Source organism: bacterium, assembly GCA_021159335.1.
Classification (GTDB): domain Bacteria; phylum UBP14; class UBA6098; order B30-G16; family B30-G16; genus JAGGRZ01.
The window spans coordinates 1-26,178 of the sequence record JAGGRZ010000168.1 but is presented as its reverse complement, the minus strand read 5'-3'; the positions used below and the strand labels follow the sequence as shown (position 1 = coordinate 26,178).

The following is a 26,178-nucleotide window of genomic DNA, read 5'->3' as shown; positions in this document are numbered from 1 at the left end:
CCCCTTATCAATCGGATGCCCTTTTTTGTGGTATCAAATCTCTTATCCCGTATCTGTCTATCTTTCTGTAAAGTGTTGACAGGTCTATGCCCAGCTTTTCTGCTGCCAGCGCTTTATTCCAGTTCGTCCGGGCGAGCGTATAAAAAATGTAAGCTTTTTCCATTTCTTCAAGCGATTTTATGTCGTCAACATTTTCGAATATCGCCTCGAAAGGCTTTTGACCTTGGGCGCTGACTTCCTCTACGATGTACTCTGGCAGATGTTCTGGCGTTATGATTTCGTCGTCGCAAAGTATCGCTGCCCGCTCAAGGACATTCTCAAGTTCCCTGACATTGCCCTCCCATGGCGCGTTAAGAATAAGTTCTTTAGCTTCATCGGAAAGTTTTTTTATCGGTTCGTTGCGCTTTAATGCCACCCTTTCAAGAATCGAATATGCTATGGGCAAAATGTCTTCCCTGCGCTCCCTGAGCGGTGGGATATGTATGTGTATGACATTAAGTCTGTAGTAAAGGTCCGCGCGGAACCTGTTCTGATCCACGAGCTCCTTTAAGTTTTTGTTCGTTGCGGCAACAAGTCTTATGTCAACTTTTACGGGGGTTGTCGAGCCCAGCGGAACAAATTCATAGGTCTCAAGAATTCTTAAAAGTTTTGCTTGAATCGGCAAAGGCATTTCGGCGACCTCATCGAGGAAAAATGTGCCACCATCAGCGGCTGCGAAAAGTCCAATTTTATCCTTCGTGGCACCTGTGAATGCCCCCTTCTTGTAGCCAAATAGCTCGCTTTCGAGAAGAGTTTCTGGCACCGCCGCACAATTTATCGACACGAAAGGCCCGCCTGAGCGTGGGCTGAGTTCGTGAATTGCTCTGGCTATTATTTCCTTGCCTGTTCCGCTCTCACCCGTTATAAGAACTGTGCTTTCCGTTTGCGCAATTTTCTTAACGAGTTCGCGAATTTTCTGGGCGGACTTGCTCGTTCCTATGAAGCCGTCTATAGCTTCTGTTTTGGTCAATTTTTGCTTTAAGAGCCGATTCTCGACCTTAAGCTTCCTTACATCGAGCGCCCGCTTTATTATGAACTTTATCTGATCGACACTGAAAGGTTTGGTTATGTAGTCGAAAGCATCAAGCCGGAGTGCCTCTATCGCGCTATTTATCGAGGCATACGCAGTTATTATTATTATCGGTATGTCGGGGTCTTTTTCTCGAATCGCCTTCATGAGGTCTATGCCACTTTTGCCGGGCATCATTATGTCTGCTATTATTATGTCGAAATCGTTCTGCTGAAACTTTGTCAAAGCTGTATTATAATCCCGGGCGGTGGAAACATCGTAACCCTCTGAACTGAGCATTATAGACAGAAGTTCTCTTATTCCGGGTTCGTCATCGACCACGAGTATTTTGGGCGAGGATTTGTTCATAGTTATCTTTAATAAATGAATATCACTATTTTTGAGCTTTTTTCAATAAAATTTTTGGCGGGAAATCTATACCTTTGATAGTCTTCTTGAAGTGCTTAGCTGTATTATTGACCCCAACACGGCGAGAATCGCCACATAAGCGTAGGCCTGCTTATAATGAGTTAGAATGCCGGCCGGCATCTGTCCATAAACGCCGCAAAGAAGCACTATAGCTCCACCGACTGCCGTGGCAACTATGACTATCAGGGTTCTCATTATAAATGCTATAAGCACGCCAAAAATTATCGCACCAAGCTTCATCACGAGGTCGTTGGCTATAAAGTATTCGGGCGGGATAAGGTCGTAGCACAGATATCCCAGAAATCCGCCCAGAATTATCAACGCCATTACTTTCGAGTGCTTAAAGAAACCCAGTCCAAGAAGACCGGCGAGTAGCACTACAATTATGCCCAGGACTGTGCCCAGCCCAGCGGAATTAGCGATAAGCGCTCCTATAGTAGCACCAACCGCGAAACCAAGAAGCCCGATAATTTTGAAATAGAGAATTCTTCCCCCGAAAAGCAGTAAAAGCCCGAATATTATCGCTAAGATTCTATGAACAGCGTAGTCCATCGTTTCAAATTCTTACTCTCTTGGATTTATGCTGATAAGTTGCCAATCTATTTTCCCATTTTCGATGGTTAATATTCCCCAGCTTCCTTTCTTTGAGAAAATATTCCCGCTTAGGGCGCCGGGATTTATGACTCTTATTCCTTTTATGGTCTGGTCGAGGGGGGTGTGGGTGTGACCGAAAAGGACTATGTCGAATTTCTCATTCGGGTAGGTTTCGCTAATTTTTCTCAGCACTTTTAATTCGAGACCAAATGGAGGTCCCCATCCGTGAATTACTCCGATTTTTACGCCTTCAAGTTCGATTATAAGCGTTTCAGGAAGTGCCTGCTTTACCTCGGTATCATCCATGTTGCCGTGAACGCCGTAGAAAAGCTTTAGCCCTCGAAAGAAGTCGAGGGCATCCATATTAGTGTAGTCACCGCAATGAATAACGCCATCGAATTCATCCAATCTCTCAACAAAACTTCGCGGAAACACGCTAAGCCGCTGCCCTATGTGAGTGTCTGATACTACAGCTATTCTCACGGCTTACTTCTTCTTTTTATGTCTATCTCGTTTCCTGCGCTTTTTGAATTTATGGCGCTTTACTTTCCTTAATTTGCGTTTTCTCCCGCAGGGCATCTATTACCTCTCTTTTATTTTCGAACTGGAAAAATCCGCTTTCCAAAAAAATCCGATTTTATAATTTAGCAAGCCTTTTTTATTTCTCAACGAAAAATAAGCCTAAAATCTAGATTTTAAATAAAAATTTGCTAAAAATAACTTGACTTGTAAAGTGAAGAGGATAAAATAATTAAGCAAAAAGTCAGAGGTGGATTATGCCGAGAAGGAGAAGAGCACAGAAAAGGCAATTGCCGCCCGACCATAGATACGGCAGCGTATTGGTCACGAGGTTTATAAACTCGCTCATGAGGCGCGGCAAGAAGACGGTTGCGCAGAGAATTTTTTACGATGCGCTCGACCTTATTGAGCAAAAAACTGGCAAACGAGGTATAGACATTTTTGAGCGCGCAATCCAGAATGTCCGCCCACAGCTTGAGGTTCGTTCAAGGCGTGTCGGCGGAGCGACATATCAGGTGCCCGTGGAAGTGCGACCTGACAGGCAAATATCCCTCGCTATTCGGTGGATCATTCAGCACGCAAAAATGCGCCACGAGCACGGTATGACGCAGAAACTCGCCGCTGAAATAATAGATGCGGCAAACAACACTGGTGGCGCAATAAAGAAAAAAGAAGATACACTTAAGATGGCGGAAGCCAATAGGGCGTTCGCCCATTACCGATGGTGATTTTTAATATAAACTGGGCAGGGCGACTCCAAAAACGGGGTCGCCTTTTTATTTATGGAGCACCATGGAAGAAGTTCCGAATACATACGACATAAAAAAGATTCGCAATATAGGTCTTGCTGCTCACATCGATGCAGGTAAGACCACGACGACCGAATGCATCCTCTACTATGCAGGTAAAATACACAGGATGGGAAAGGTTGACGAGGGAACCGCGCAAATGGACTGGATGGACCAGGAAAAGGAGCGCGGTATAACCATAACTGCCGCTGCAACGACTCTTTTCTGGCGAGATTGTATGATAAACCTTATCGATACCCCTGGTCATGTGGACTTCACGGTCGAAGTTGAGAGGTCACTTCGGGTGCTCGACGGAGCTGTTATAATTCTTTGCTCGGTAGGTGGCGTTGAGCCGCAGACAGAAACGATATGGCGACAGGCTAACAGGTATGGGGTTCCTCGGTTGGCTTTCGTGAACAAAATGGATAGAGCAGGCGCCGATTTCGAGCGTGCGGTGGAGATGATGCGCGAAAGGCTTGGTGCTAATGCCGTGCCCATAAACATTCCCTGGGGTGAGGCAGAAAAATTCGTCGGCGTTATCGACCTTATTCGAATGCAGGCTTACAAATGGCACGAGGAAACATTGGGCGCAAAATTTGACATAGTACCCATCCCCGATGAACTTTTGGATGCAGCAAGAACCGCGCGTGAGATGCTTATAGAATCCGTTGCTGAGTTCGACGATGAACTTATGGAGTTGTACCTTTCGGACAGAGAGCCACCTGTTGAGGTTATTCTACGAGCTATACGAAAAGGGACGCTTAACCATGGTTTCGTGCCAGTTCTCGCTGGGTCTGCACTTAAGAACAAGGGCATTCAGCCACTTCTTGATGCTATAGTGGACTTCCTTCCCTCGCCGATTGACATACCACCCGTTAAAGGTACTCATCCGAAAACGGGAATGGAACTTACAAGAAAAGCAGACCCCAGGGCTCCGTTCTCGGCATTGGCGTTTAAAATAGCAGCGGACAAATATGTGGAAAAATTAACTTATATAAGAATATATTCGGGCACGGCGAAGCTTGGCGGTCAGTATCTTAATCCCCGCAGCGGGAAAAAAGAGCGGCTCCAGAAAATTTTCCGCATGCATGCCAACAAGCGCGAACCACTATCGAGAGCTTTTGCTGGCGATGTCGTGGCTGTAGCTGGTTTAAAGCAAGTGTTCACTGGTGATACGCTTTGTGACCCGCAGAAGCCAATAGTTTTCGAGGAGATGAGATTCCCCGAGCCAGTTATATTCATGGCGGTGGAGCCGGTTTCTAAAGCCGATAGCGACAAAATGTACAAGGCGCTGAAGCATCTTGCCGAGGAGGACCCTACATTCAGGTTTCATGAGGACCCGGAAACTGGTCAAACGATAATTTCGGGCATGGGTGAATTACACCTCGATGTTATCACCACACGCATGCGCAGGGAATTCGGGGTTAATGTTAACGCGGGCAAGCCGCAGGTAGCATACAGGGAAACTATAACCAGACCAGCACGCTCGCGATTCACGCTGGACAAGGTAGTAAGTGGTAGAAAACTTTTCGCTGAAGTTGAGGTAGAGGTCGAGCCGGCTGAAACGGGGACGGGTTTCGTGGTTAAGGACATTTTGCCGGAAGATTTTCCGCTTGGGAAACAATTCAGGGAACTTATCAAAAACGAAATTTTGATGACGAAGGAAAGCGGACCGGTAGCTGGGTATCCGCTTATAGACATTATTACGAAGATCGTTGACATAGGCTTTGACGAGGAGCATCTTGACGAGCCGGCATTCGCTTTGGCAGCTTCACGGGCGTTCATGGATGCGGTAAGAAAAGCCGAACCTATACTTCTTGAGCCTGTAATGAAAATCGAGGTCACGGTTCCTGAGCATAACCTTGGGGATGTCATAGGTGACCTCACCTCGCGCGATGCCGAAATACAGGGAATAGAACATCGTCCCGATGGCGAAACCATAAAGGCTATCGTCCCTCTCGACCAGATGTTCGGATATACTACGACACTCCGCTCACTAACGCAGGGAAGAGGCTTTTTCACGATGCAATTCTCCCATTTCAGGCGTTTGCCAAAGTCCAAAGAGGAGAAAATCCTCCTGCGGATGAAGGGATTATAATTAGCCACTTAGCCTTCCATGTGCTTTTAGACCATTATTTCGTTTGCTTTAATCGATTTTAGGATTTTAATTAATTTGATGAGTGAATTTATAGAAAAAATTCGGGAGGCGGGTGTTGTCGGTGCTGGTGGAGGAGGGTTTCCCGCCCATGTGAAACTTTCCGCCAAAATCACGACATACATAGCTAATGGAGCAGAGTGCGAGCCACTGCTTACCAAAGATATAGAATTGATGAATCATCACGCAGAGGAGATTATATCCACTGTCGCTGCCGTTCGCGACAACATTGGAGCTAAGGAAGCTTTTATCGCAGCGAAGGATAAGTATAGGAAGTTTTGGGAAATAGCAACACCCCATCTCGAGAATTACGGTGTAAAACCGTTTTTTCTTGAGGATTACTACCCTGCAGGTGACGAGTTCGAGATCGTTTACAACATCGTTGGCAAAGTAATACCGCCCGCAGGACTTCCGCTCGATGTCGGGGCAGCAGTAAACAATGTCGAAACCATTTATAATATTGGGCGGGCACAGAATGGGATTCCCGTTACCGAGAAGTGGGTTACTGTGACTGGAGAGGTTGAGAAGCCATTCACTGCACCTGTGCCACTGGGAACAAAGGCATCATACTTGATAAAGCTCGCAGTCCCAAGGATAAACGATTTCGCGATATTGGAGGGCGGCCCGATGATGGGGGTTCTGGTTTCGCCTGAGGAACCCGTGAAAAAGACCACATCGGGCTTTTTAGTTCTTCCAAAGGACCATCTTCTGGTGCGCTACAGGACAATGCCGCTAAACTATGTATTAAGACTGGCTGCTTCGGCGTGCATGCAGTGCCAAATGTGCACCGACCTTTGCCCAAGACATCTTCTCGGACATCCATTAATGCCGCACAAAATAATGCGCTCCGCTGCTATGCCGCTTAGTTTGCCTGAGGATGTGATGACTGCCGCGATGATATGTTCGGAGTGCGGGATATGCGAGCTCGTTGCGTGCCCGATGGGGCTTTCGCCGCGAAGAGTAAATCAGGAACTTAAAAAGCGGTTCGCTCAGAAGGGCGTTAAATTCTCCTGGGACGGGACAAAGCTTGTGCCATATGAGGAACGGGAATTCAGGAAAATACCGCAAAGGCGACTTGTGCAAAGGATTGGAGTTGAGGAATATTTTGCTATCGAACCCGAGTTTATATCATTCGTTGAGCCACCTGACGAGATCGTACTACCTCTTAAACAGCATGCGGGAGTGCCAGCGGAGCCCGTTGTAGCGCCCGGAGAGAGAGTCAGGAAAGGGCAGAAGGTTGCGGATGTTCCCGCTGGTAAGCTTGGGGCGCCTATACACGCCCCCATTGACGGCGTAGTGGTAAGTATTTCGCCGAACATAATGATAAAGAGGTGAGTTCGCTATGCGAACTGCCGTTGTTTTTATAATATTCATTTTAATAGCTTCAATAAATGCCCAGACTTTATCGTTCAAGCAAACCGATTGGTATCTCGGTTCTGGAAGGCTTATCAGTTATTACACCTTCGATTCACGCTATTTCCGTGCTGAAAGCCTTAACACGGAAAATCACAATGTAGTTTTCCAGGCGAGAAGCGTTACATATACCGACTGGGACACCGTTACTCTTCTTAGCTCTGGCGCAATAGAGTCTCACTCTAAGTTTCACTACGGCGATTTCGACGGTGATGGCGACATCGACTTTGCTATGGGGGTTGGCGGAAAGGGGATATATGTTGCACAAAACTTTGGCGATACAACTTTTGACACCACTCGAATTTGCAGCTTTACATTTTCCGATTCAGGACGATTTTGCGCCGTTTACTGCGGCGATTTCGACGGTGACGGTGATGAGGACATCTTTTTCAGCGGTTACAATGGCTGTGGCGTTTGCTGGGGAAGCGGTCACGCCACATCGGGATGGAGCTGTGAGACGCTTTTTGTCGGCAGGATGTTCGCAAGTGATGGTGAAGTAGCCGACATCGATGACGATGGCTACGATGATGTTATAGGTCCTGCTTTCCTTATAGTAAGCAATCCGAGACCATCAATCCTTTGGGGTCCAGACCTTGATGATACCACATATTTAGCTTCCTCGTCGATAAACATGTCCACTGTCAGAGCCCGCGTTTTCGACTTCGACAACGACACTGACCTCGACATAGCGCTTCTTTTTGTGAGATACCCTAATTCTAAGTTAACAATACTCGAGAATGAGGCGGATTCATTCACGAGTTTCTTCAATTACACTTACATGTCACTTTTTCATTACATGGATGGTCTTGGAGTGGCGGACTACGACGAGGACGGCTACATCGATGTTATAGTGGGTGTCGAAAGACTTTTGGGCTACACAGTCCCGAATCTTGGAGGATTCTACTGGTTCCGCAACGATAGCGGAAGTTCGTTTAATTCGCTCAGTTTAATACACTATGTTGATGACTACACTGACGGCGCGGATGTGGCTGACTACGACCTCAACGGCTATGTCGACATTATGGGTGGATGGGCTGATGTTGGTTATGTTGCACAAACCTCGTCAGGGACATTCACCGATGTAGAGATAGTTGACGAACCGGGAAACCAAGTTCATTTCGGTAGGACACTCGACTTCGAATCAAACTGTGGCAATGTCACCTGCGACTTCTACTACACGGTAGGGCGCAACTACTATAGATTGCTCAAAAACGATATGATAACATTCCCAACTTACGGCTATCTTGAATCATCCATTCTTGCGTTTCATCGAGGGAAAAAACTCCGCTCATTCTACTGGTACGATTGCGTTCCTGATGGCTTTGAAATACGATATTATGTTCGCTGTGGTTACACTGTGGACGAATGCACGACAGCTACATGGACGCAAGTTCCTTACTCGGGAGCAGACCTCGACACCATTGTTGATTCCCATTGTGACCTTTATTTCCAGTATAGAATCGAGTTTTATCGCACCACCGGCGATGACAACCTTTCAGCTGTAGTTGATTCAGTGATAATGGTTCTTCAGGACGACACCGGTGCTACTGTCATCGATTCCGTCTGGTTTTCTGAGGAGACTGATTGCGATAGTGTTAATATTGTGGAGATATGCTACAGTTTTCACACATGCGACGACCTTGGGCATACAGTTACAGGCGTTTTCATGTCCGATTCTGCGGATACATACGAACTCGAATTGCGGACTTTAATTGATACTACTGGTGAATACGGCGACAGCGTCACCCCGGGACAACACTGTTTCCAGTGGGTTCTAAGCACGGATGCTCCGGGCGTTGAGGACAGCGATTGGATATTCAGACTAACCATCGATTCAACTGAGACTATGGTAGCTGGAGTTCTGGATTCACGACCGCCAAGAATTGTTATCGACTCATTCGTAAGTTCGTATTTGGCTCAGGATACCGTTGAGATTACTTTTGATATCGAAGACATGTTTTACTCAGGCGATAGCGGTTTTGCTGTTATAAGTTATTGCGGCAGAGTTGATACTATAGATGTCTACGACACAATTTTTAGTTGGGTTGTACCACCGGACACATGTGATTCCGCTCTTGTTGTGGTCTCGATGAGAGATTCTTTTTGCAATTGGGGCACCGATACAGCGGTAATACCCATAACACCTTGCGAGCCAGATAGTGCTTGGTTTATTTGCGCTCCATGCAACAGTTTCGCGTCGTGCGATACCCAATGGTTCATCATGCAGATAGCAGATGCGCAGGGAAGCGATATCGATACTATGCGAGTTTACTTTACCCTGCGAGTTCGACATACCACCGGTTTCCCGATAACATTTCACATTCATGAGCCCACCGCAATGCTTCGCTTCGAATGTGCTCCATCGGGATGCGATACAGTTACTGCATACATATTTTACTTTCCCTACGATGGTGACTCGATAACGATAACACTGGATTCCCTTTATGATTCTCGAGGGTGTGTGACGAAGTAAGATGAATGTTATCACCTGCTACAAAGCGCAAGTTTAAAGTTCCATACCCATAATTATCTCGAATGAAATCCTCAAAAGTGCGCTCAAATTACGATTTCATATGGTTTTTGGTACCCTCAATAAATCCCTTGAAAAGATGGAATAAATCGATATTCTAACAGTTCATCATGAGCGGATGCAATCATGGCTGAGAAGTTCGATGAAATACTTGGCAAGGCTAAGGAACTTTATGTTAAAGGCATGCTTTCTGAGGCTGAACCTTTGCTTGAAGCATTGCTTTACGAAAGACACGATGACCCGGATGTCCTATCCATGCTTGGCTTAATTAAGATGCACAAGGCTGATTATAATTCTGCCCTAAGGATTTTCAGCGCAGCACTTGATAAAAGACCTGATGTGGCGAGGCTACACTTTCAGATAGCATTGGCTCTCGCGAAACTACATCGCGTTGACGAAGCGGAGCAATTCCTCTTAAGTGGTCTTGAAATAGACCCCGCCGATGACATAGCTGACAGGGTTAAAGCAGCAATACTTATAGAGCGAGGGCAATTCGAGGAGGCATACAAGATACTCTCGATGCTTGTGAACGAGGACAAGGTGTACGAATGGGATGTGTGGAACGACCTCGGGAAAGTTTACTACGAGATGGAGCAGTTTGAGCATGCGCATGAATCCTTCGAACACGCCATAGGGCTTGCAAAAGTTCTCGGGATTGAGCTTCCCTTCCTTTACTATAATCTCGGGCTAAGCGAACTTGCACAGGGTATGCGGCAAAAAGCCAAAGATTCGCTTTCTAAGGCTCTTGAGCTTGACTCTGAACTTGCCATGGCGTGGTCTATGCTCGGAGGTTTGGTCGCCGAGGATGGTGATGCGGAGCGCGGCATAGACTACATCGGAAGAGCGATAGATTTGCAGCCCGAGGAACCGACGCATTGGTATATGATGGCAAGAGTTTACGAAATGATTGGTGATAAACAGGCGGCGGAGCACTATCTCCTTGAGGGCTACAAGGCTTTTATTGCCCAGATGCCCGATTATCAGGTCCCCGATGGAGCAAAAGGTCATTAATGCGTCAAACTTAAAGTCCCCCCGTTAAAATCTGGCTTGATTAATTTTGCCAAAGGGATATTTTAACTTCGATGTTTATTAAAATTGCAACAATATTGATTGCCATATCTTACTCGTGCTTTGCTGGTTGGCGAATACCTGTAAGATTTTACCCGTCATCTATGGATTCGATATTCCCCGTAACACTTTATTTTGGCGTTGACACATGCGCAACAAATGGTTATGACCCTTTCATTGACATAGCCGTGCCAGTTCCACCTGTGAGCGGTTTCTTCCCATACTTTGAGGGAGATTCCGCGGCAAGGTATTTGTGGGTTGACTTGAGGGCTGAAACGGACACAGGAATACCAGTAAGTCACCTCTGGCGCCTACGCTTCAGGGATGAACCTGGCGAGTCAGTGTGCGTCGTCTGGGAAGCTGATTCGTTCCCTTATTCGATAGGATACCCAAGATTCTTCCAGTTCGTGGTATCAGACACCTTTCCCCCAGATTCAGTATGGCGCACGGCTGCATCAATAGACGACCTCGATAGCATATGCGTCCCCTGCGAAAGTTCCATCTACTTTTTATACAGGGATATCACGCACATCAGCGAGAGCAATTCAGACGGCACAAAATTGCGGTTAACTATCACTCCCAACCCGTTCAACAATGAATGCACGATAGCTATAAATTCACCTGAGCCCAAGAAGCTTGCAATACTGGCTCTTGACGGAAAAGTAGTGGAAGAAATCAGGATAAGAGGAAAGGCAAAATTCAGACCTAAAAACATTCCTTCAGGAGTTTATCTCGCCATAATAAAGGATGAAGGAATCGTAACACCGTTCGTTTACATTAAATAGATAGGAGGTCATTAATGCTGCGAGTTTTTCTTTCAATACTCGTGGCGACATCGCTTTCTTTTCCAGCCATCGTTTCACAAAACGCGCTTTCCGATGGATTTGAATTTGAACTTTCTTTTTCCGCGCCAGACACTGTTTCCGTCCTAACTCCGCACGGTAAGTTCACAGCGCTTTTTATGGACGAGCATTGCCAGTATGAAATTTCCGCAGGAGCGCCGAAATTGCCCGTTTATGTATATGTCCTTGGCATTCCGCCAGACGGCAATTTTAAGCTCGACTACACCGCCAAATGGGCTGATGAAATAAAATTGGAAGCGCCAGTTGTTCCCGCTGATTCGGTATATTGGGAAAATAATGTCATAATTACGATGCCCATGCCACCAAAAGATGAGTTCTATCGCGCCCGTTTCGCGTTACCTGAAAAACCTGTTGAAGCGATCGATAATGGCTTTTTGCGTTCCCAGAGAATCGTTAAACTCGTGGTTCATCCCGTTAAATACAATCCTTTCGACAATACCCTTGTCCCAATAAAAAGTCTCAGGATAAAAATTAATTTCACTCCATCGGGGACATTTGTTGATGAGGGTGCTTATGAAAGAATTTTTAGGGCTTTGTTGGTCAACTATGAGCAGGCACGATACATGAGATTCCTTGATACTTTGGTTTTTCCTCGCCCACCGTTTGAAAAAGCAAGCAAATGGATAAGGGTTTCGCTTCGCGAGGGCGGCGTTTTCGCGATAACGCGGGATTGGTTGTTATCGCATGACCTTAATCCTGACAGTATTGGACCCGACGACATAAGGATTTTTTCTCCGCTGCCCGGAGTTCAGCCACCGAACCTCTCCGCTCAGTTCCCGGAACTCCGCGAGATACCTGCGATAAGTATCGGTGATGGTGGCCATGTTTTTGACGACTTTGATTCGCTTATATTTTATAACATGGGTCCTCGTGGTTGGAGCGCAATATTAGGCGTACCACTCTGGCATGATAGTCCCTATTGCGACAGCTTTTCTGTGTGGGTAGCGTTAGGAGGAAGTTTTGAGCAGCTGCCAAAAAGGCTAACGCCAGCAAGCCTCCCAGCAGGCAACGACACAGCAAATTGGGGTTGGACATATGTTCATTATGGCGAGGACGAAAACTACGATTACGATAAAGGGTGGTATTGGCGCGAAATCGAGGACTACCTTACTGTGTTCCTCAACGATGAGCGCATTAGAATCCATAGCGGCGATCAGGCAAAACTCATCGCTACACCCGAGCCATACAGGATATTGTGCAACGGCGTGGAAACAGGACCAAATATCGATAACCTCATAGCTGGAAACAACGAGATAAGGCTTGTTTACAATGCTACAGTCCAGATAAAGAAAGTAGAGATCGCATACCAGATTAATCTCAAACCCACAAGACACATGCTCCATTTCTACACGAATAACATAGATGCGGGTCCAAGGAGTTATGTTCTATCCGGATTTTCCGAGATTCCATTTGTCCTTGCTGTTTCGAACATATGGCAAACACGCCTTCTTGAAGTGGTCCCGTACATTCTCGATTCATTGGCGTTTAACGACACAATCCAGAGCGAGGAGTATGTCGTCTTTGAGCGTGCAGCGATAAAAGAATTGCCGAGAGGCGTTTTCGAGGAGGGGTTCTGGCTTTCGAATCCTGACTCTCTGAATTTTGACTACTTTATTATAACACCCCGTGAACTTGACCCGTCCCTGCTTGCCCAGCTTTGGCGCGACAAAGGACTCAGGGTGCGAATAGTGCCGCTTGAGGGTATAATGCGCGAGTTCGCATTCGGAAGGTATGACCCTACCGCCATAAGAAACTTCATTCGCTACGCCTATAATGTCGCTCTTCCCCCAAAACCTCAGTATGTGCTTTTTGTCGGTGATGGGCACTTCGACCTTAAGCATAAACTTACCGACGAGCCGATTCTGTTTCCGCCTGCGGTTATGGCATCAAACTACAGCGACGCTTTCTATGCAACCATAACGGACAATGTTTACAGAGCTTTTGAGCTTATGTCGGGGCGAATACCGGTGAAAAATCAATTCCAGCTCAACGATGTGATGGATAAAACCATTAAGTATACGAAAGCTCCGTTCTACGGTGAGTGGCGGATTAGAACTGTCCCCGCGGCCGATGATGAGTATCGTGACGACGGAAGAAACGACCATCTCGGTTACACGAGGAACACGAGCGACTTAATATCGAATTACCTACCTCTCCGCTCCATAGCTGACCCTCTTTATCTTATAGACTATCCCCGCACATCATCTCTAAGAAAGCCCAAGGCTACAGAGGCGTTAATGAGAAAGGTGAACGATGGCGCTTTATGGGTTAACTGGATAGGACACGGAAACTATCACCTCTGGGCGCATGAGCGACTTCAGAATTTCCCCGCCGACCTGCCAAAGTGGCAAAACTGGAGAATGCCGTCGCTCGTAACTGCATTTTCATGTGAGGTGTCGCGTTTCTACAAAATAAACGGTAAGGAATGCATGACAGAAGAGCTTATAAGGAAGCCCCAAAGCGGCGCGATAGCCACAATAGCCGCTACTGGAGGAACTTTCGCTGGAAGCAATTTTAACCTTTGCAAAAGAATTGTACGATACCTTTTCTACACAGATTCGCTCTCGATAGCTGGTGCGCTGGTGGCATCAAGGACGGAACTTTATCCCTCTCACGATGCGCAGTACATCTATTTTGGCGACCCCGCTCTTACTCTCGGCTTTCCGTACACCGAAATAGCCTTATCAATGGAACCTGACACTCTTAAAGCAGCGCAATGGGTCACTATATCGGGCGATGTAGCAGTTCCATTTGACGGCGAGGCTAAAATTTTCCTTTTGGGTCCACGATACTACAAGCACTATGATTCACCTGTAGCGGGAGTGGGAAGCGTCGATTACATTCAGGAGGGAAAGATTCTGTTTTCAGGCGTTGCTACGGTTAGAAACGGGCACTTCGAGTTGCCGATATTCGTTCCCAAAAACCTTTCGAGCTGGTCCGGCTACAGAATTATTGCCTATGCATACAGCTATTCAGAAACCCTCGACGCGTCAGGTGTCCTCGTTGATGTTCCCGCGGAACCCTCTGAATCAGTCACGGTAAGCGATACGACAGGCCCTGAGATACGAATAACTTTCGACCGCGATGTTTTCGTTGACGGAGGAACAGTATGCTCCCCGGATGGCTATTTGCCTGTTACTGTTTACTTTTCCGATTCGCACTGTATAAATATGGGCACGCAGCCCGGGCAAGAAGTAATTTTGCAGCTCGATTCACCTGAGAACAAGGTCGATATATCATCTTCTCTGGTTTTCGCCCGGGACAACCCAACGCAAGCTGTAGCCACCTACACTTTCGAGAATGTCGAATACGGTGGTCACACAATTTGCGTGCAGGCATGGGATAATCTTGGCAATGTTTCCGTGAAATGCGTCGACCTCTGGCTCGACCCCTGTCAGGGCGATGTTTACAGCGTCGTTCCATATCCCAATCCGTTTAGCGATGAGGTAAAGTTCACATTCGCACTCGCAGGAGACGATGTTCAATACGCGGATGCTGAACTTCTCATATTCGCGCCGTCTGGCGACTTGATAAGAAAACTAACCAAATCAACCACTGAGACATTTGATTATATAAGCTGGGATGGCAGGAACAGCTCAGGGAAAGAACTTGGCAGGGGCATTTACATCTATGTCCTTAAACTAACACTTCACACAAAGTTCGGCAACCCAGTCGAGAAGATTTTTAGGGGCAAAGTAGTTAAGCGATAGGATAAAAAAAGCGGGGGCAAGCCCCCGCTTCCACAACAAGCGCCAGAAGCCAACAAACTTACTTCTTAGCAGCCTTCACCATCTCTTTCAGGGTCTTACCAGGTCTGAACTTCGGCACCACAGTGGCAGGTATCTTTATCTCTTCACGGGTTCTCGGATTCCTGCCGACTCTCTCCTTGCGCTCAGCAACCATGAATGTGCCAAAACCGACGAAGCTAACCTTCTCGCCCTTCTTGAGTGCGTTGGCGATCTCGTCAAGCGTGGATTTGATCACCGTGTTAACCTTCGCCTTGGGCAATCCTACCGCTTTGGCTACTCTGGCTACCAGTTCGTCCTTCGTCATCTCCTACCTCCTTTTTTTGGGTTTGACGAACACAACCAATCGATTGATTGTCATTATTTTCCGCTTTTAGTAAAGTTATTTTACATCCACAGCTCACTACACCTTCCCTCTAAACCCGCATAACAACGGGCTTTTTATGCCTCTTCATCGCAAGAATATTGTAGTGTCAATACTTTGTCAAGAGAAAAAATCGAAAAAATGCATAAAAAAGCCATTTCTGGGCAAAAAATTTAAATTTTTTTCGTTTTCGTAATTTTAAACGACCAAAAATGACCGTTTTCAACGCCATCTAACGGCTCCGACCGTCCGCTCTATTTTTATCTCGGGCAACTTTTTGACGCTCAGTCTAACATAATAGCCAGCGCTTATTCCGCTCGGAACCCACACAAAATAAAGCTCCCAGCAGTGAAGGTCGCGTGTTATGCGCACCTCGTCGGATATTTTCGTCATATTTTTTAGGTCATAGTAAAGCGAATAGCTAAATTGCCACTTTGGAGTAACAGGAACTTGCGCGCTCGCCCTGAACCAGTGCGTGGTCGAATTGGTTTCGAGATTCCTTGATAGATAGTGTGAAACGGAGACTCTCCCCGACATTGGCTTTTTGAAAGGTATCCCAAAAGTAAACCTTGCGGATGAGTTGGCGTTTATGTTTTTGATAGCGAAGGCATCGGGTTTCATGGAGGCTGCGCTTTTATAGAACGAATGAGTCATGCTTACTGTGATCGAAAACCAGCTTGTCGGCCGTGCGTTTATTGCGGTTGATAGGTCGGAAAGTTTGCGATATTCAGCCAGGAAATCGTATGACCCCGAACTGCTCATCGTAAAAAGGTGAACTCGCCTTATCGTTTCTGTGGTATCGGCAACTTTTAAACCGAATTGTTGTGACAGTGAGAAGCTTATTCCAGCTCTTTTTGATGAATACGGCGCACTTATTCCGCCGAAGGAGTAAAATCTTTCCGCACCTTTCACCTCTGGCGAGTAAAAAAATGAGATTTTTGGCGACACAATATGGTGGAAGAATCTTACGGCTCCCACATTAAGTGGGATATTACCGTAAAGGTCGGTTGCTGCGCCGACTGATAGCGAATAGCTGGCGATAAACGGAAATTTCTTGCCATCGCGCGCGCGGTCGATAACTGTAGCCTCAAGATTAAGAGAATTAGTAAGTTTGAGGTAGTCACCGAATGTTATGGGCGCGGAAATTCGTCCCGAAAACCTTGCTCCTTTGTGCCTTTCGACTGCTACTGCATCTTTTCTGCTGTAGCCTACTGCGAGCATTGAAAGGTCACCGTAAATTTTGTTAAACCAACTTTCGCCGTCGCCGAATATAGGGCGTGAGTAAAGCCTGAACGAAAGTTTTGGAAGATACGATGTCACGACATTGTTTATAAGGTCGTGCGTCCTTTCCCATGAAAGGTTGAAGCTTCCGCCACCGAAACCTTGAGAGTAAGCAGCATACGACCGCAAGCTTTTATTAGTCCTCGCCTCAAGTTCCTCGTGGGTGCGCCATATAAACGATGCGTCACTCGCCATCGATATGTTTGCCACAAGCCTTGCCCTTCGGCTTAGAGTCTGATTGTGGGATGCTCTTATTTCCCAGTGCTTTTTTCTGTCGATGCCCTCATACCAATCTCTACGCGAAGATATACTGTATGATGCGTAAATGTTTCCGGAAAAATGATATCTTAACGCGTAGTTGACACCACTTTTTAGGACCACCCCGCTTTTCTCGTCCACATCCAGGGCTATGAGCATATCCCAGTATTGGCTCGGTGCCCAGTAATAGCCGAGGTTTCTTACGAACCGCTCACCTTTCTGAAATTTGCCCACATTAATGTTAAGAAGACCGGAATGGCGCTCTTTTCGGACCGAAAAGACCATAAAGGGCAGCCAAAAAACCGGGATTTCACCCACATACATTATAACGGGACGGGCGATAGCTTTATCCCGCGGGATTAATTTAAGCTGCCAGGCGAAAAAGTGGTAATGTGGTGGGTTAAGTTCGCATGTGGTGAATTTAGCATTTTCTATGTAGAATGTATCGCCGGAAGCCTTTGCGCCATAGTCGCCCCAAAAATACCCTTTCTCCGTGCCAGTATGACCGTAGTAAAGTTTCCCCCTGCGATTTTTCACATTGTAGACAATTTTTCTTGCCACCAGTGAGTCATTGCCTTCGCGAAGGAATGGTTCACCGATGAGTGAGTCTGAATCTGGAAGCCTGAGGAATGTTGCCATAAGCGTGTCGTTTTCGCCGTCGAAGTGAATTTGTGCCGCGGAAAGTATGAGGTCATGATATCGGACAAAAGCTTTCGGATTGGTTCCGTAAAGGTGAATCCGTCTTGAACGGGATAGCGCAAGCATGTTGCCAGAGTAAGATATCGAATCAATTTTCCCACGCTCAAATTTTTTTGAGGTTCCTATAACTCCTCGCCAAAGTTCAACGGAATCTATTCTTCCCGCGGGGAACATAGCAACTATCGAGTCAGCCACAGCTTCGTGCATTTCCCTAACCGCAGTATCCTTTGGTGCGGGGTAGTATTCGATTCTTGCGCCGCCGATAAGGTCAGCGCGGGTTAATTTTCCGTTAGATATAGTGAATGCCATCTTATCAGATGAGAAGCGACTGTCCTCAGTTAGCCGTAGGGAATCTTTTGGGTCGTGCCAGACTCCATGGGGGGCTCCGATAGCGCGTGCATATCGTATCTCCTCTGACTTCAACTTCACAGTAAGAGTATCAGCCCAAAGACGCCAATGCGGGTCGATAACTCTTACATCGCCTGCAAAAATCATACTATCGCCCTTGCGGAAAAATGTGCCCGCTGAAGATTTTAGCGTCAGTGATTCCTGCTTAACCACTACACTCCCGAAGAAATTCACTACATCCTCCTTCTGATGGAATTCGAGCGAGTCGCAGAATATTTTTATTGGGGCTTTGTTGGTGTCTTTCGGGATTATGAGCACATAAACGGAATCGAAAGCTTTGGAGATTTTCTCGCCAACGAGGTGAATTAGTATGCGGGAGCGAAGTTCGATTTTAGCACCACTCGTGTCTATCCAGAAAAGGTGAGGTTTTGCGGTCACCGAAATTATGTCTTTTTTCCCATCATAAAATCCTTTGTCACCGTAAACTATTACCCTTCCTTTCTCGGTTGTGAAAACGATGTTTCCACTTGCTAATGCCCGCCGCGCCTTTCGTCTGAATTTCACCGTGTCGGCTTTTATAGTGTAGTTCGTGTCGGTTACTACAACGGAGTCGAAAAGTATAACTAAATCTTTCTCTTTCAACCAGCGAGCTTTATCGCTTCTTATATCCTGAGTTTTGTAACGCAGGTGAACATTGCCCGTAAGTATAAGAACTTTTCCTCCGTCGATTGATTCCAGCACATCGGAGTGAATTAATCGAAGTGTTTGCGCGCAGGAAGAAGCTATAATAAGAGAAACGAGGATTATTTTAATAACTTTTAGCATACAGTAAAAATTTGCTCAAAAAAGTTTTAAGCGCAACTGAAACGGAATAAAAGTTTGCTATAAAGCCCAAATTTTCTACATTGATTTTGAGCTGTATGTGTTTATTTTCAAGCAATCAGGGAGAAGGATATGTATCGAACGCATAAATGTGGCGAGTTAAGGCGCGAGCACGCTGGCATGCAGGTTAGAATAGCAGGTTGGGTGCAGCACAAAAGGAGCTTTGGAGGGGTGCTCTTCGTGGTAGTGGGTGATAGATATGGCGATGTGCAAGTAACATTCCAGCCGAAAAACAAGGAACTGCTCGAAAATGCGGAATCGCTTCGTTCACAGGATGTGGTATCTATCCTTGGAACAGTCGTTCTCCGTCCCAAAGAGGCGCGAAATCCGAAAATGCCCACAGGTGACATAGAAATAATTGCCGAAGAGTTAACTGTATTAAGTCGCTCCGAGGTTCCGCCTTTCGTTATAAAGGATGATGTTAACGCCAGCGAGGAACTGAGACTGCGTTATAGGTATCTTGACCTCAGACGACGCGTTATGCAACGCAACCTCATCATAAGGCATAAAGCAGCTTCAGCAACGCGGGAATTTCTCGATTCAGAGGGTTTCGTAGAGATTGAGATGCCTTATCTGGTTCGCAGCACACCCGAGGGTGCAAGGGACTTCTTGGTTCCGAGTCGCAATTGGCACGGCAAGTTCTACGCTCTACCTCAATCACCGCAGCTTTACAAGCAAACTTTAATGGTTGCGGGGCTTGACAGGTATTACTCACTCGCGAGATGTTTCCGTGACGAAGACCTCAGACAGGACAGACAGCCTGAATTCACTCAAATAGATTTAGAGATGTCGTTCGTGGAGAAAGAGGATGTTATGGACCTTTCCGAAAGGCTTCTTTCACACATTATGCTTAAGACCATAGACTATGTGCTGCCTTTACCACTTCCAAGGCTATCGTATGAAGAAGCTATGGCTCGTTTCGGAACTGACAAACCCGATACACGAATTCCATTTGTGATTCACGATGTTACAGACATTGCCTCAGAATGTGGGTTTAGAGTTTTCGAGGATGTGGCAAGAGGTGGGGGTGTCGTGAGGGTTCTCCCAGTACCTAAAGCCGCTTCGTTTTCGAGAAAGAAAATAGACCAGCTAACCAAGCTCGCTGTTGAATGGGGTGCAAAAGGGCTCGCCACGATGAAGTTTTCCGCTGGCGAGTTCGAGGGCGGGGTGGCTAAATTCTTAAGCGAGGGTTTCAAGAAGACACTTGCCGAAATTTGCGGAGACGAGCTCGTGGACGGTTCCATGTTGTTTTTCGTAGCGGATTCAGCAGATATAGCCGCCAAGGTTTTGGGTGGATTGCGTAAGATGCTTGCAGACGAGCTTGATTTGGTTGATAGAAGTCGCCACGAGGCATTATGGATCGTTAACTTCCCGCTTTTTGAGCCGAGCGAAGAGGGCCCTACGGGCATAACGCCAAAACACCATCCGTTCACATCACCTGTGCCGGAGGACATACCAAAACTTGATACGGACCCTCTGTCAGTTCGCGCCAACGCGTACGACCTCGTTCTGGACGGATTTGAAATCGCTGGCGGTTCCATACGAATCCATGACCCCCAACTTCAGAAGAAGATTTTTGCGCTTATAGGTATAGGTCCCGATGAAGCTGAGAGGAAATTTGGTTTTCTTCTGGAGGCTTTTCGCTATGGGGTTCCGCCACATGGCGGGATAGCTTTCGGGTTTGACAGGCTTTGCATGATCCTTGCAGGTGCACGGTCCATAAGGGATGTTATAGCATTCCCAAAAACTACTGCAGCTCAATCTCTTATGGATGGCTCTCCTGCGGAAGTCGACCCCAAACAGCTTGAAGAGCTGGGAATAAAAATCATAGACAAGAACGAGGAAGTTTAGTCTCCGCCACCACTGATATTCTCAATGAGCAAATTAAGCAAAATAGTTCTTCTAATTCTTATTGTCACCAGACTTTCTTCGGGAGCGACTATCTCTGGCTTTGTTAAGGACAGTATCTCTGGTGAGCCGCTGGCGTTCGCTAATATCTATTTGGAGCGGGAAAAATTTGGCACAACAAGTAATTTCAAGGGATTTTTCGTTCTCGATGGTATTCCTGCGGGGCATCATACGCTGGTGGTATCATATGTGGGCTTCAAAGAAAAAAGAGTATCGCTCTTTCTGAGAAGCGATGAAAAACTTAGGCTCAATATAAAATTGTCACCTGCAGTTGAAGTTGGGGAATCGCTGGTAGTTCTTGGACGACGGGACCTCGGCGAACGCTCGATAAATGTTGGGCAAATAATAGTTCACCATAACGCTGTAAGGGATATTCCACAGCTTGCTGAGCCAGACCTTTTTCGCTCGCTTCAGCTTTTACCAGGCGTGACAACAGTTAGCGATTTCTCATCGGCGCTCTACATATGGGGAGGTGTGCCTTCGGAAAATCTTGTAACCATCGACGGGATAGATGTTTACAATGTTAATCATCTCGGGGGCGTATTTTCCGCTTTTAATGTCGATGCTATAAAGGAAGTAAACCTCGTGAAAGGGGGATTTCCTGCGCGGTGGGGTGGAAGAGTCGGGTCGGTAATCGAGGTGATAAACAAAGAAGGCAATAGAAATTCCGTCCATGGAATGTTTATGACGAGTTTGCTTTCCACTCATGGACTTCTTGAGGGACCGCTTTGTAATTTTGGCACATGGATGGTTGCAGCTCGGCGCACATATTTTGACATAATTACTGCTGCTATGGAAAAACTTAATATCCTCGATGCGGAGAAAGTTCCATACCACTTTACTGACGCTCACTCTAAAGTAACGATGGACCTTCCCAACGGTGACAAAATTTCAATTTCAGGATATTACGGTAAAGATTTATTTGACCTTGAGGAGGATGACACGGTCATTCTTGGGTGGGGCAATTGGACGATTTCACTAAATTATTCGCATGTTTTTGGGCATGGTCATTTCGGCAACTTTCTTTTAGCTTATAGTGATTGCGACGATAGGTTTGAGGGGGCAGGTTCTGAGATAATGCACGATTTTGTCAGAGACCTAACGCTTAGAGCCGACCTCATGCTGGCTAAAGGTAACCATACGATAGAGTATGGTGGTGTGGCTAAAAGACTTTCGGTTCAAAACAGGGTTGATGTGGTTGATTTCGGGGGGCGACTATGGAGCTGGCTTCACCAAACATATCTTGTCTCGGGTTACATTCAGGACGAGTGGCGAATAACCCCGCTCTGGCGTGTTTCAGGGGGGTTAAGGGCTAATTACAGCTGGTTGGGGCATTACAAGCTTTTCGCGCCGAGGTTTTCAATTCAGCGGACTATCGATGAAAAAACGAGAGCAAAAATTGCGCTTGGGCGGTATTACCAGTTTATAATGTCGGTTCCGAAATTCGAGGAAATGGGTATATCGCTTTTTGACACATGGGTAATGGCGGACGAGCGAATAAAGCCTATGTGGGCTGACCATGCGGTTTTTCACATCGAAACCGAGCACATTCCCAGCGTTCCTATAACGGTGGATGCATACTACAAGCGTATCGGCAATGTTCTTCGCCACAAAGCCTATTTTACCGATGTGTTCTGGAAGATGTTCGATCAGGGGGAGGGAAAAAGTTTTGGAGTTGACTTGATGGCAAGATTCGACCTGAAAGGTTTTAAGGGGTGGGTAGCGTATTCGCACGGATATGTTATAAACAAGTTTTCGGAGTTTGCTGGTGGGAAACCATTTTATCCCAAACACGACAAGAGGCATCAGGTCAACATTCTCCTTCAAAAGAACATTGGCAAAGGTTATACATTGTCTCTGGGCTGGGTTTACACCACCGGGATGCCCTACACTGAACCGATAGGAAAGTTCGTTATGCCCTATCTTAACGGTTCGGATTTCAACCCTTTCTGGCGGGAAATGCGGTATTATTACGGCGGATATAACAACAAACGCGTTCCACCATACCACAGGCTCGATGTTGGGATTTACAAGCACGCTGAATACGGCAAAATGAGAGTGGAATGGTTTTTGCAGGTGCTGAATGTTTACAACAGAAAGAATATCTATGCCTATTATTATTCAAATTATTACGACCCATACGAGGAGGGTCAGCCTCAGAGGGAAGCTATAAGAATGTTCCCTCTGCTCCCGACATTCGGATTGAGCGTAAAATTTTGACTGTGGGGGATTTAATCGCGGATACCGCGGGACCTTGGGCACCACAGGAGCTAAGGTTTTTACTATTTCATCTCTTACCTCGCCAGCGTGACAGTTCCCTCGCAAACAAGTTCACCATGAACCGTTATTATGTAAACATAAAGCCCCGGTGACAACGGATTGCCATCCTCATCGGTATTTTATTTCAAGAGATTTCAAGCGATATATCCAATGCTTGCGCTGAGTGGGTTATCGCGCCTATGGATATGTATTCGACTCCTGTTTCAGCGTATGCGCGAATGTTTTCGAGCGTTATTCCACCGCTGCATTCGAATGGAATATTCCTGCCAAGTTTATTTCGCAGTTTGATTGCTTCTCTGACCTTTTCGACGGAAAAGTTATCGAGCATGATTCTATCGACAGGATACAGGAGCGCTGTCTCAAGCTGCTTTAAATCGGTAACCTCGACTTCAACGGGTACTTTCGGTTTACCTTGAGAGTAAATCTTATCAAGCGCATTTTTTATTCCGCCGGCTATTGCGATGTGGTTATCCTTAACGAGAATCATATCGTACAACCCTATACGGTGATTTTGTGCGCCGCCGCAATAAGTCGCATACTTTTCGGCGAGTCGAAGAAGCGGGGTGGTCTTGCGGGTGTCGAGTATTTTTGTTTTGGTTCCTGAGATAGCATCAACGAATTTTCGCGTTAATGTAGCTATTCCCGAGAGGTGCGTCAAAAAATTGAGTGCGCTTCGCTCAGCGGAAAGGATTGCTCTCGCTTCTCCCTCAACTGTTGCTATGATATGTCCCATGGTAACATTGTCTCCGTCGTTAATGTTGGGAATGAACTTGATGTTTTCATCGAGAACTCTGAAAGCGGTTTCAGCAAATGAAAGTCCGCATATCACTCCGCTGGATTTTGCGAGAAACTCTCCTCTTACTTTGATGCCGCTCGGAACGACAGAATTAGTGGTTATGTCGCCTTTGCCTATATCTTCCGAAAGCGCGTTACGAACGACATTAGATATATAACCTTTTGGTAGTTCCATATTGCTCCTATTCTTTTTCTGGACCTTTATAATTAAAGCATCTATATATCTGGAAAACGGTAACTCGTGTTTTCCCCCGATATACTCTTAATGGTTCCATTCGCTGCACCCTCTCGAAATACTTTTTAATGAGTTTTTCAGCATCTCTTCTGGAAACGCCCCATCTTGGGTCGAGGACGAAAATAGCGTTTTTGCCTATTAATGTTTCCGGGTCGCACCAGAACTCGTATTGAAGTCCCGGCTTGCCTATGACATGTCCGCCTACAGTCTCAGGTCGACCGCTAAGATGGTATGCGAGTTCACTGGGGACCTTGTATTCAGCGCCAAAAATGAATGTTTCCTCAGGCATTCCCAGCATGTCATGCTCGACCCGCTGAGCAAGCTCCTCCCAGCCGAATGTGGATGCAAGCTCACCAGAAAGGGGAATAAAGGGCAATATCATGGCAAGAAATACGATAAAAGTTATTGTTCCAGCGATGATGGTGCCCAGTATGTGCAATTTCTTCCCTTTTATAACAGAATTGGCGACGAACGCCGCCACTGGAATGAAATATGCTGGTATAAGCCAATTGAGTTTTACCCAGTAAAAAAGCGCCACTGCGGTGAAGAAAAAGAGTGCGGGAACGGTAAACGCAAGAATAACGCGCTTTATGAGGCTCTTTCCGGGAATTGAACTTATGGATTCCCGCCAGACGCCATAGTAAAAAATGGGCGACACGGCGAAAAGCTGTGCTCCAAGGTATCCGAAGAAGTAACCAAGGTCGAGATGCCTGAGTTCGTGTGCTCTGCGGGCGCTTTGGTAAAGGAAACTTGCCCAGCCATGATTCATGTTCCATATAATCTCCGGTGAAAAAGCGATAATTGATAATATGACGGCGATATATGGTTTCGGCGTCACGAAGTATTTCCTCCACTCTTTTCTCGTAAGCATGAGAATGAATGCGCCCAGACAAAGAAATGCAGCCGTGTATTTGGAAAGCATGGCGAGACCGCAAAGGATTCCGGATAAAGCCCAAAAAGTCAGCCTGCCGTTCTCAAGAGCAAGGATGAATGTGTATGTGAAAGCAAGCCAGAAAAACACGAGCGGCGGGTCTGGAGTGAAAATTAGCCCTGAAGTCGTGAACAGCGGAACGACAAAAGCAGCAAGCAACACATAAAATGCGACCTTCTCGTCCCAGAGTTTTTTAGCGATGAGCCACAAAAACCATAACGCACCCAGACCATAAAGATATGCCCCGAATCGTATTCCGAGGATGTTTATGCCGAAAATTTTCGTGAAAAACCATATCGTCCATGCGGTTACTGGTGGATGGTCGAAGTAGCCGATGGCAAGGTGGCGGGAGAAATTCCAGTAATAAGCTTCCTGAGGGGTTATGTCCGTTACGAAGATAAGAGCGAATCGGATAGCCACTGCTATCAGGAAAAAATTTCTGACTCGCCTGGGCATTGTAAGGTTAAATTTTGCCTTTTCTTTGAAGCACCTGACGGATTTTTTCTTTAAGCTGGGTCAGGTCACTTGACTTTATTATGTAGTCCTCGGCAAGCCATGTGAGGAAATTATCCTTATACTCAGCGTATGCGGTGTTTATCAGCACGGCAAGGTCTCTTTTCCTCACGATCATCTTCTCGAGCGCATCTATCCCATGCATTCCGGGCATTCTTATGTCCAGTATAACGAGGTCAACTTTTTCCTTTTCAAGTATCTCAAGCGCTTCTTTCGCGTCAGCGGCAGTTATAACATCATAGCCCTCTCTTTCAAGCTCCTCTTTGTAAAGAACGCGAATGTTTTTCTCATCGTCCACAACTAAAATTTTAGCCATCAACGCCTCCTTTGGGATTCATAGTATTATTTAAGGAAAAATCGCAAAAAATCAAATACCATTTTGTAAAGCAAGGAATATCAACACTAAAAGCTAATTTATTACCCCGCGACCAAAATTTTCTCACCTCACCCCCGCGGTTTCCGTTTCCCTACGGTATCCGCAATATGTATTTTTTACCTCACCCCCCGCGGTCCCGACCAATTCTTCCGGCG

Annotated in this window: 17 protein-coding genes; 9 read left to right on the top strand and 8 right to left on the bottom strand. The window is 46.3% G+C overall.

Annotated features, from left to right (window positions below; all coding sequences use genetic code 11):
- Positions 1-7: 7 nt before the first annotated feature.
- The 3 genes from J7J62_09275 to J7J62_09265 form a co-directional block, all read right to left on the bottom strand.
- Positions 8-1,417: a sigma-54-dependent Fis family transcriptional regulator gene (locus tag J7J62_09275; GenBank protein ID MCD6125344.1), complete on the bottom strand. Its 1,410-nt coding sequence runs from the start codon at positions 1,415-1,417 to the stop codon at positions 8-10.
- 66 nt (positions 1,418-1,483) lie between these two features.
- Positions 1,484-2,029 (bottom strand): hypothetical protein, encoded by a 546-nt coding sequence (locus J7J62_09270; protein ID MCD6125343.1) that lies wholly within the window; start codon positions 2,027-2,029, stop codon positions 1,484-1,486.
- Positions 2,030-2,041: 12 nt separating this feature from the next.
- Positions 2,042-2,554 (bottom strand): metallophosphoesterase, encoded by a 513-nt coding sequence (locus J7J62_09265; GenBank protein ID MCD6125342.1) that lies wholly within the window; start codon positions 2,552-2,554, stop codon positions 2,042-2,044.
- Positions 2,555-2,847: 293 nt separating this feature from the next.
- Between J7J62_09265 and rpsG the strand changes: the two genes are divergently transcribed.
- From rpsG to J7J62_09230, 7 genes are all read left to right on the top strand, one after another.
- Positions 2,848-3,318 carry a 30S ribosomal protein S7 gene (gene rpsG, locus J7J62_09260; protein ID MCD6125341.1) on the top strand — a complete coding sequence of 157 codons (471 nt, stop codon included), beginning with the start codon at positions 2,848-2,850 and terminating at the stop codon, positions 3,316-3,318.
- 64 nt (positions 3,319-3,382) lie between these two features.
- Entirely contained in the window at positions 3,383-5,476 is a 2,094-nt protein-coding gene (gene fusA, locus J7J62_09255; protein ID MCD6125340.1) for an elongation factor G, read from the top strand.
- 78 nt (positions 5,477-5,554) lie between these two features.
- Positions 5,555-6,868 (top strand): 4Fe-4S dicluster domain-containing protein, encoded by a 1,314-nt coding sequence (locus J7J62_09250; GenBank protein ID MCD6125339.1) that lies wholly within the window; start codon positions 5,555-5,557, stop codon positions 6,866-6,868.
- A gap of 7 nt (positions 6,869-6,875) precedes the next feature.
- Positions 6,876-9,419 carry a VCBS repeat-containing protein gene (locus J7J62_09245; GenBank protein ID MCD6125338.1) on the top strand — a complete coding sequence of 848 codons (2,544 nt, stop codon included), beginning with the start codon at positions 6,876-6,878 and terminating at the stop codon, positions 9,417-9,419.
- Between the two features lie 183 nt (positions 9,420-9,602).
- Positions 9,603-10,487 (top strand): tetratricopeptide repeat protein, encoded by an 885-nt coding sequence (locus tag J7J62_09240; GenBank protein ID MCD6125337.1) that lies wholly within the window; start codon positions 9,603-9,605, stop codon positions 10,485-10,487.
- 71 nt (positions 10,488-10,558) lie between these two features.
- The gene (locus J7J62_09235) at positions 10,559-11,329 is read left to right on the top strand and encodes a T9SS type A sorting domain-containing protein (protein ID MCD6125336.1); all 771 of its coding nucleotides are present in this window, start codon (positions 10,559-10,561) and stop codon (positions 11,327-11,329) included.
- A gap of 14 nt (positions 11,330-11,343) precedes the next feature.
- Positions 11,344-15,117 (top strand): hypothetical protein, encoded by a 3,774-nt coding sequence (locus tag J7J62_09230; GenBank protein MCD6125335.1) that lies wholly within the window; start codon positions 11,344-11,346, stop codon positions 15,115-15,117.
- A gap of 58 nt (positions 15,118-15,175) precedes the next feature.
- Here J7J62_09230 and J7J62_09225 read toward each other — a convergent pair whose 3' ends face one another.
- Both J7J62_09225 and J7J62_09220 read right to left on the bottom strand, forming a co-directional pair.
- Entirely contained in the window at positions 15,176-15,460 is a 285-nt protein-coding gene (locus J7J62_09225) for an HU family DNA-binding protein (GenBank protein ID MCD6125334.1), read from the bottom strand.
- A gap of 279 nt (positions 15,461-15,739) precedes the next feature.
- Positions 15,740-18,928 carry a hypothetical protein gene (locus tag J7J62_09220; GenBank protein MCD6125333.1) on the bottom strand — a complete coding sequence of 1,063 codons (3,189 nt, stop codon included), beginning with the start codon at positions 18,926-18,928 and terminating at the stop codon, positions 15,740-15,742.
- 129 nt (positions 18,929-19,057) lie between these two features.
- Here J7J62_09220 and aspS point away from each other — a divergent pair, with 129 nt between their 5' ends.
- Both aspS and J7J62_09210 read left to right on the top strand, forming a co-directional pair.
- Positions 19,058-20,836 carry an aspartate--tRNA ligase gene (aspS, locus tag J7J62_09215; protein ID MCD6125332.1) on the top strand — a complete coding sequence of 593 codons (1,779 nt, stop codon included), beginning with the start codon at positions 19,058-19,060 and terminating at the stop codon, positions 20,834-20,836.
- A 24-nt stretch (positions 20,837-20,860) separates the two neighbouring features.
- Positions 20,861-23,113 (top strand): TonB-dependent receptor, encoded by a 2,253-nt coding sequence (locus J7J62_09210; GenBank protein ID MCD6125331.1) that lies wholly within the window; start codon positions 20,861-20,863, stop codon positions 23,111-23,113.
- 184 nt (positions 23,114-23,297) lie between these two features.
- On the opposite strand, the gene nadC is transcribed toward J7J62_09210, so the two are convergent.
- The 3 genes from nadC to J7J62_09195 are packed head-to-tail and all read right to left on the bottom strand — an operon-like array spanning position 23,298 to position 25,963.
- Positions 23,298-24,143 carry a carboxylating nicotinate-nucleotide diphosphorylase gene (nadC, locus tag J7J62_09205; protein ID MCD6125330.1) on the bottom strand — a complete coding sequence of 282 codons (846 nt, stop codon included), beginning with the start codon at positions 24,141-24,143 and terminating at the stop codon, positions 23,298-23,300.
- A gap of 7 nt (positions 24,144-24,150) precedes the next feature.
- Positions 24,151-25,590, bottom strand: coding sequence for a glycosyltransferase family 39 protein (locus J7J62_09200; protein MCD6125329.1), 1,440 nt, complete (start codon positions 25,588-25,590; stop codon positions 24,151-24,153).
- A gap of 7 nt (positions 25,591-25,597) precedes the next feature.
- Complete coding sequence (locus tag J7J62_09195) at positions 25,598-25,963, bottom strand: response regulator (protein MCD6125328.1); 366 nt, start codon at positions 25,961-25,963, stop codon at positions 25,598-25,600.
- Positions 25,964-26,178 lie beyond the last annotated feature (215 nt).

Excerpts from the sequence above, each read along its gene's own strand:
- J7J62_09220 (MCD6125333.1), bottom strand. The coding sequence starts at position 18,928 with ATGCTAAAAGTTATTAAAATAATCCTCGTTTCTCTTATTATAGCTTCT.
- J7J62_09245 (MCD6125338.1), top strand. The coding sequence starts at position 6,876 with ATGCGAACTGCCGTTGTTTTTATAATATTCATTTTAATAGCTTCAATA.
- J7J62_09195 (MCD6125328.1), bottom strand. The coding sequence starts at position 25,963 with ATGGCTAAAATTTTAGTTGTGGACGATGAGAAAAACATTCGCGTTCTT.
- J7J62_09275 (MCD6125344.1), bottom strand. The coding sequence starts at position 1,417 with ATGAACAAATCCTCGCCCAAAATACTCGTGGTCGATGACGAACCCGGA.
- J7J62_09200 (MCD6125329.1), bottom strand. The coding sequence starts at position 25,590 with ATGCCCAGGCGAGTCAGAAATTTTTTCCTGATAGCAGTGGCTATCCGA.
- J7J62_09240 (MCD6125337.1), top strand. The coding sequence starts at position 9,603 with ATGGCTGAGAAGTTCGATGAAATACTTGGCAAGGCTAAGGAACTTTAT.
- aspS (MCD6125332.1), top strand. The coding sequence starts at position 19,058 with ATGTATCGAACGCATAAATGTGGCGAGTTAAGGCGCGAGCACGCTGGC.
- J7J62_09230 (MCD6125335.1), top strand. The coding sequence starts at position 11,344 with ATGCTGCGAGTTTTTCTTTCAATACTCGTGGCGACATCGCTTTCTTTT.
- rpsG (MCD6125341.1), top strand. The coding sequence starts at position 2,848 with ATGCCGAGAAGGAGAAGAGCACAGAAAAGGCAATTGCCGCCCGACCAT.
- J7J62_09235 (MCD6125336.1), top strand. The coding sequence starts at position 10,559 with ATGTTTATTAAAATTGCAACAATATTGATTGCCATATCTTACTCGTGC.
- J7J62_09270 (MCD6125343.1), bottom strand. The coding sequence starts at position 2,029 with ATGGACTACGCTGTTCATAGAATCTTAGCGATAATATTCGGGCTTTTA.
- fusA (MCD6125340.1), top strand. The coding sequence starts at position 3,383 with ATGGAAGAAGTTCCGAATACATACGACATAAAAAAGATTCGCAATATA.
- nadC (MCD6125330.1), bottom strand. The coding sequence starts at position 24,143 with ATGGAACTACCAAAAGGTTATATATCTAATGTCGTTCGTAACGCGCTT.
- J7J62_09210 (MCD6125331.1), top strand. The coding sequence starts at position 20,861 with ATGAGCAAATTAAGCAAAATAGTTCTTCTAATTCTTATTGTCACCAGA.
- J7J62_09250 (MCD6125339.1), top strand. The coding sequence starts at position 5,555 with ATGAGTGAATTTATAGAAAAAATTCGGGAGGCGGGTGTTGTCGGTGCT.
- J7J62_09225 (MCD6125334.1), bottom strand. The coding sequence starts at position 15,460 with ATGACGAAGGACGAACTGGTAGCCAGAGTAGCCAAAGCGGTAGGATTG.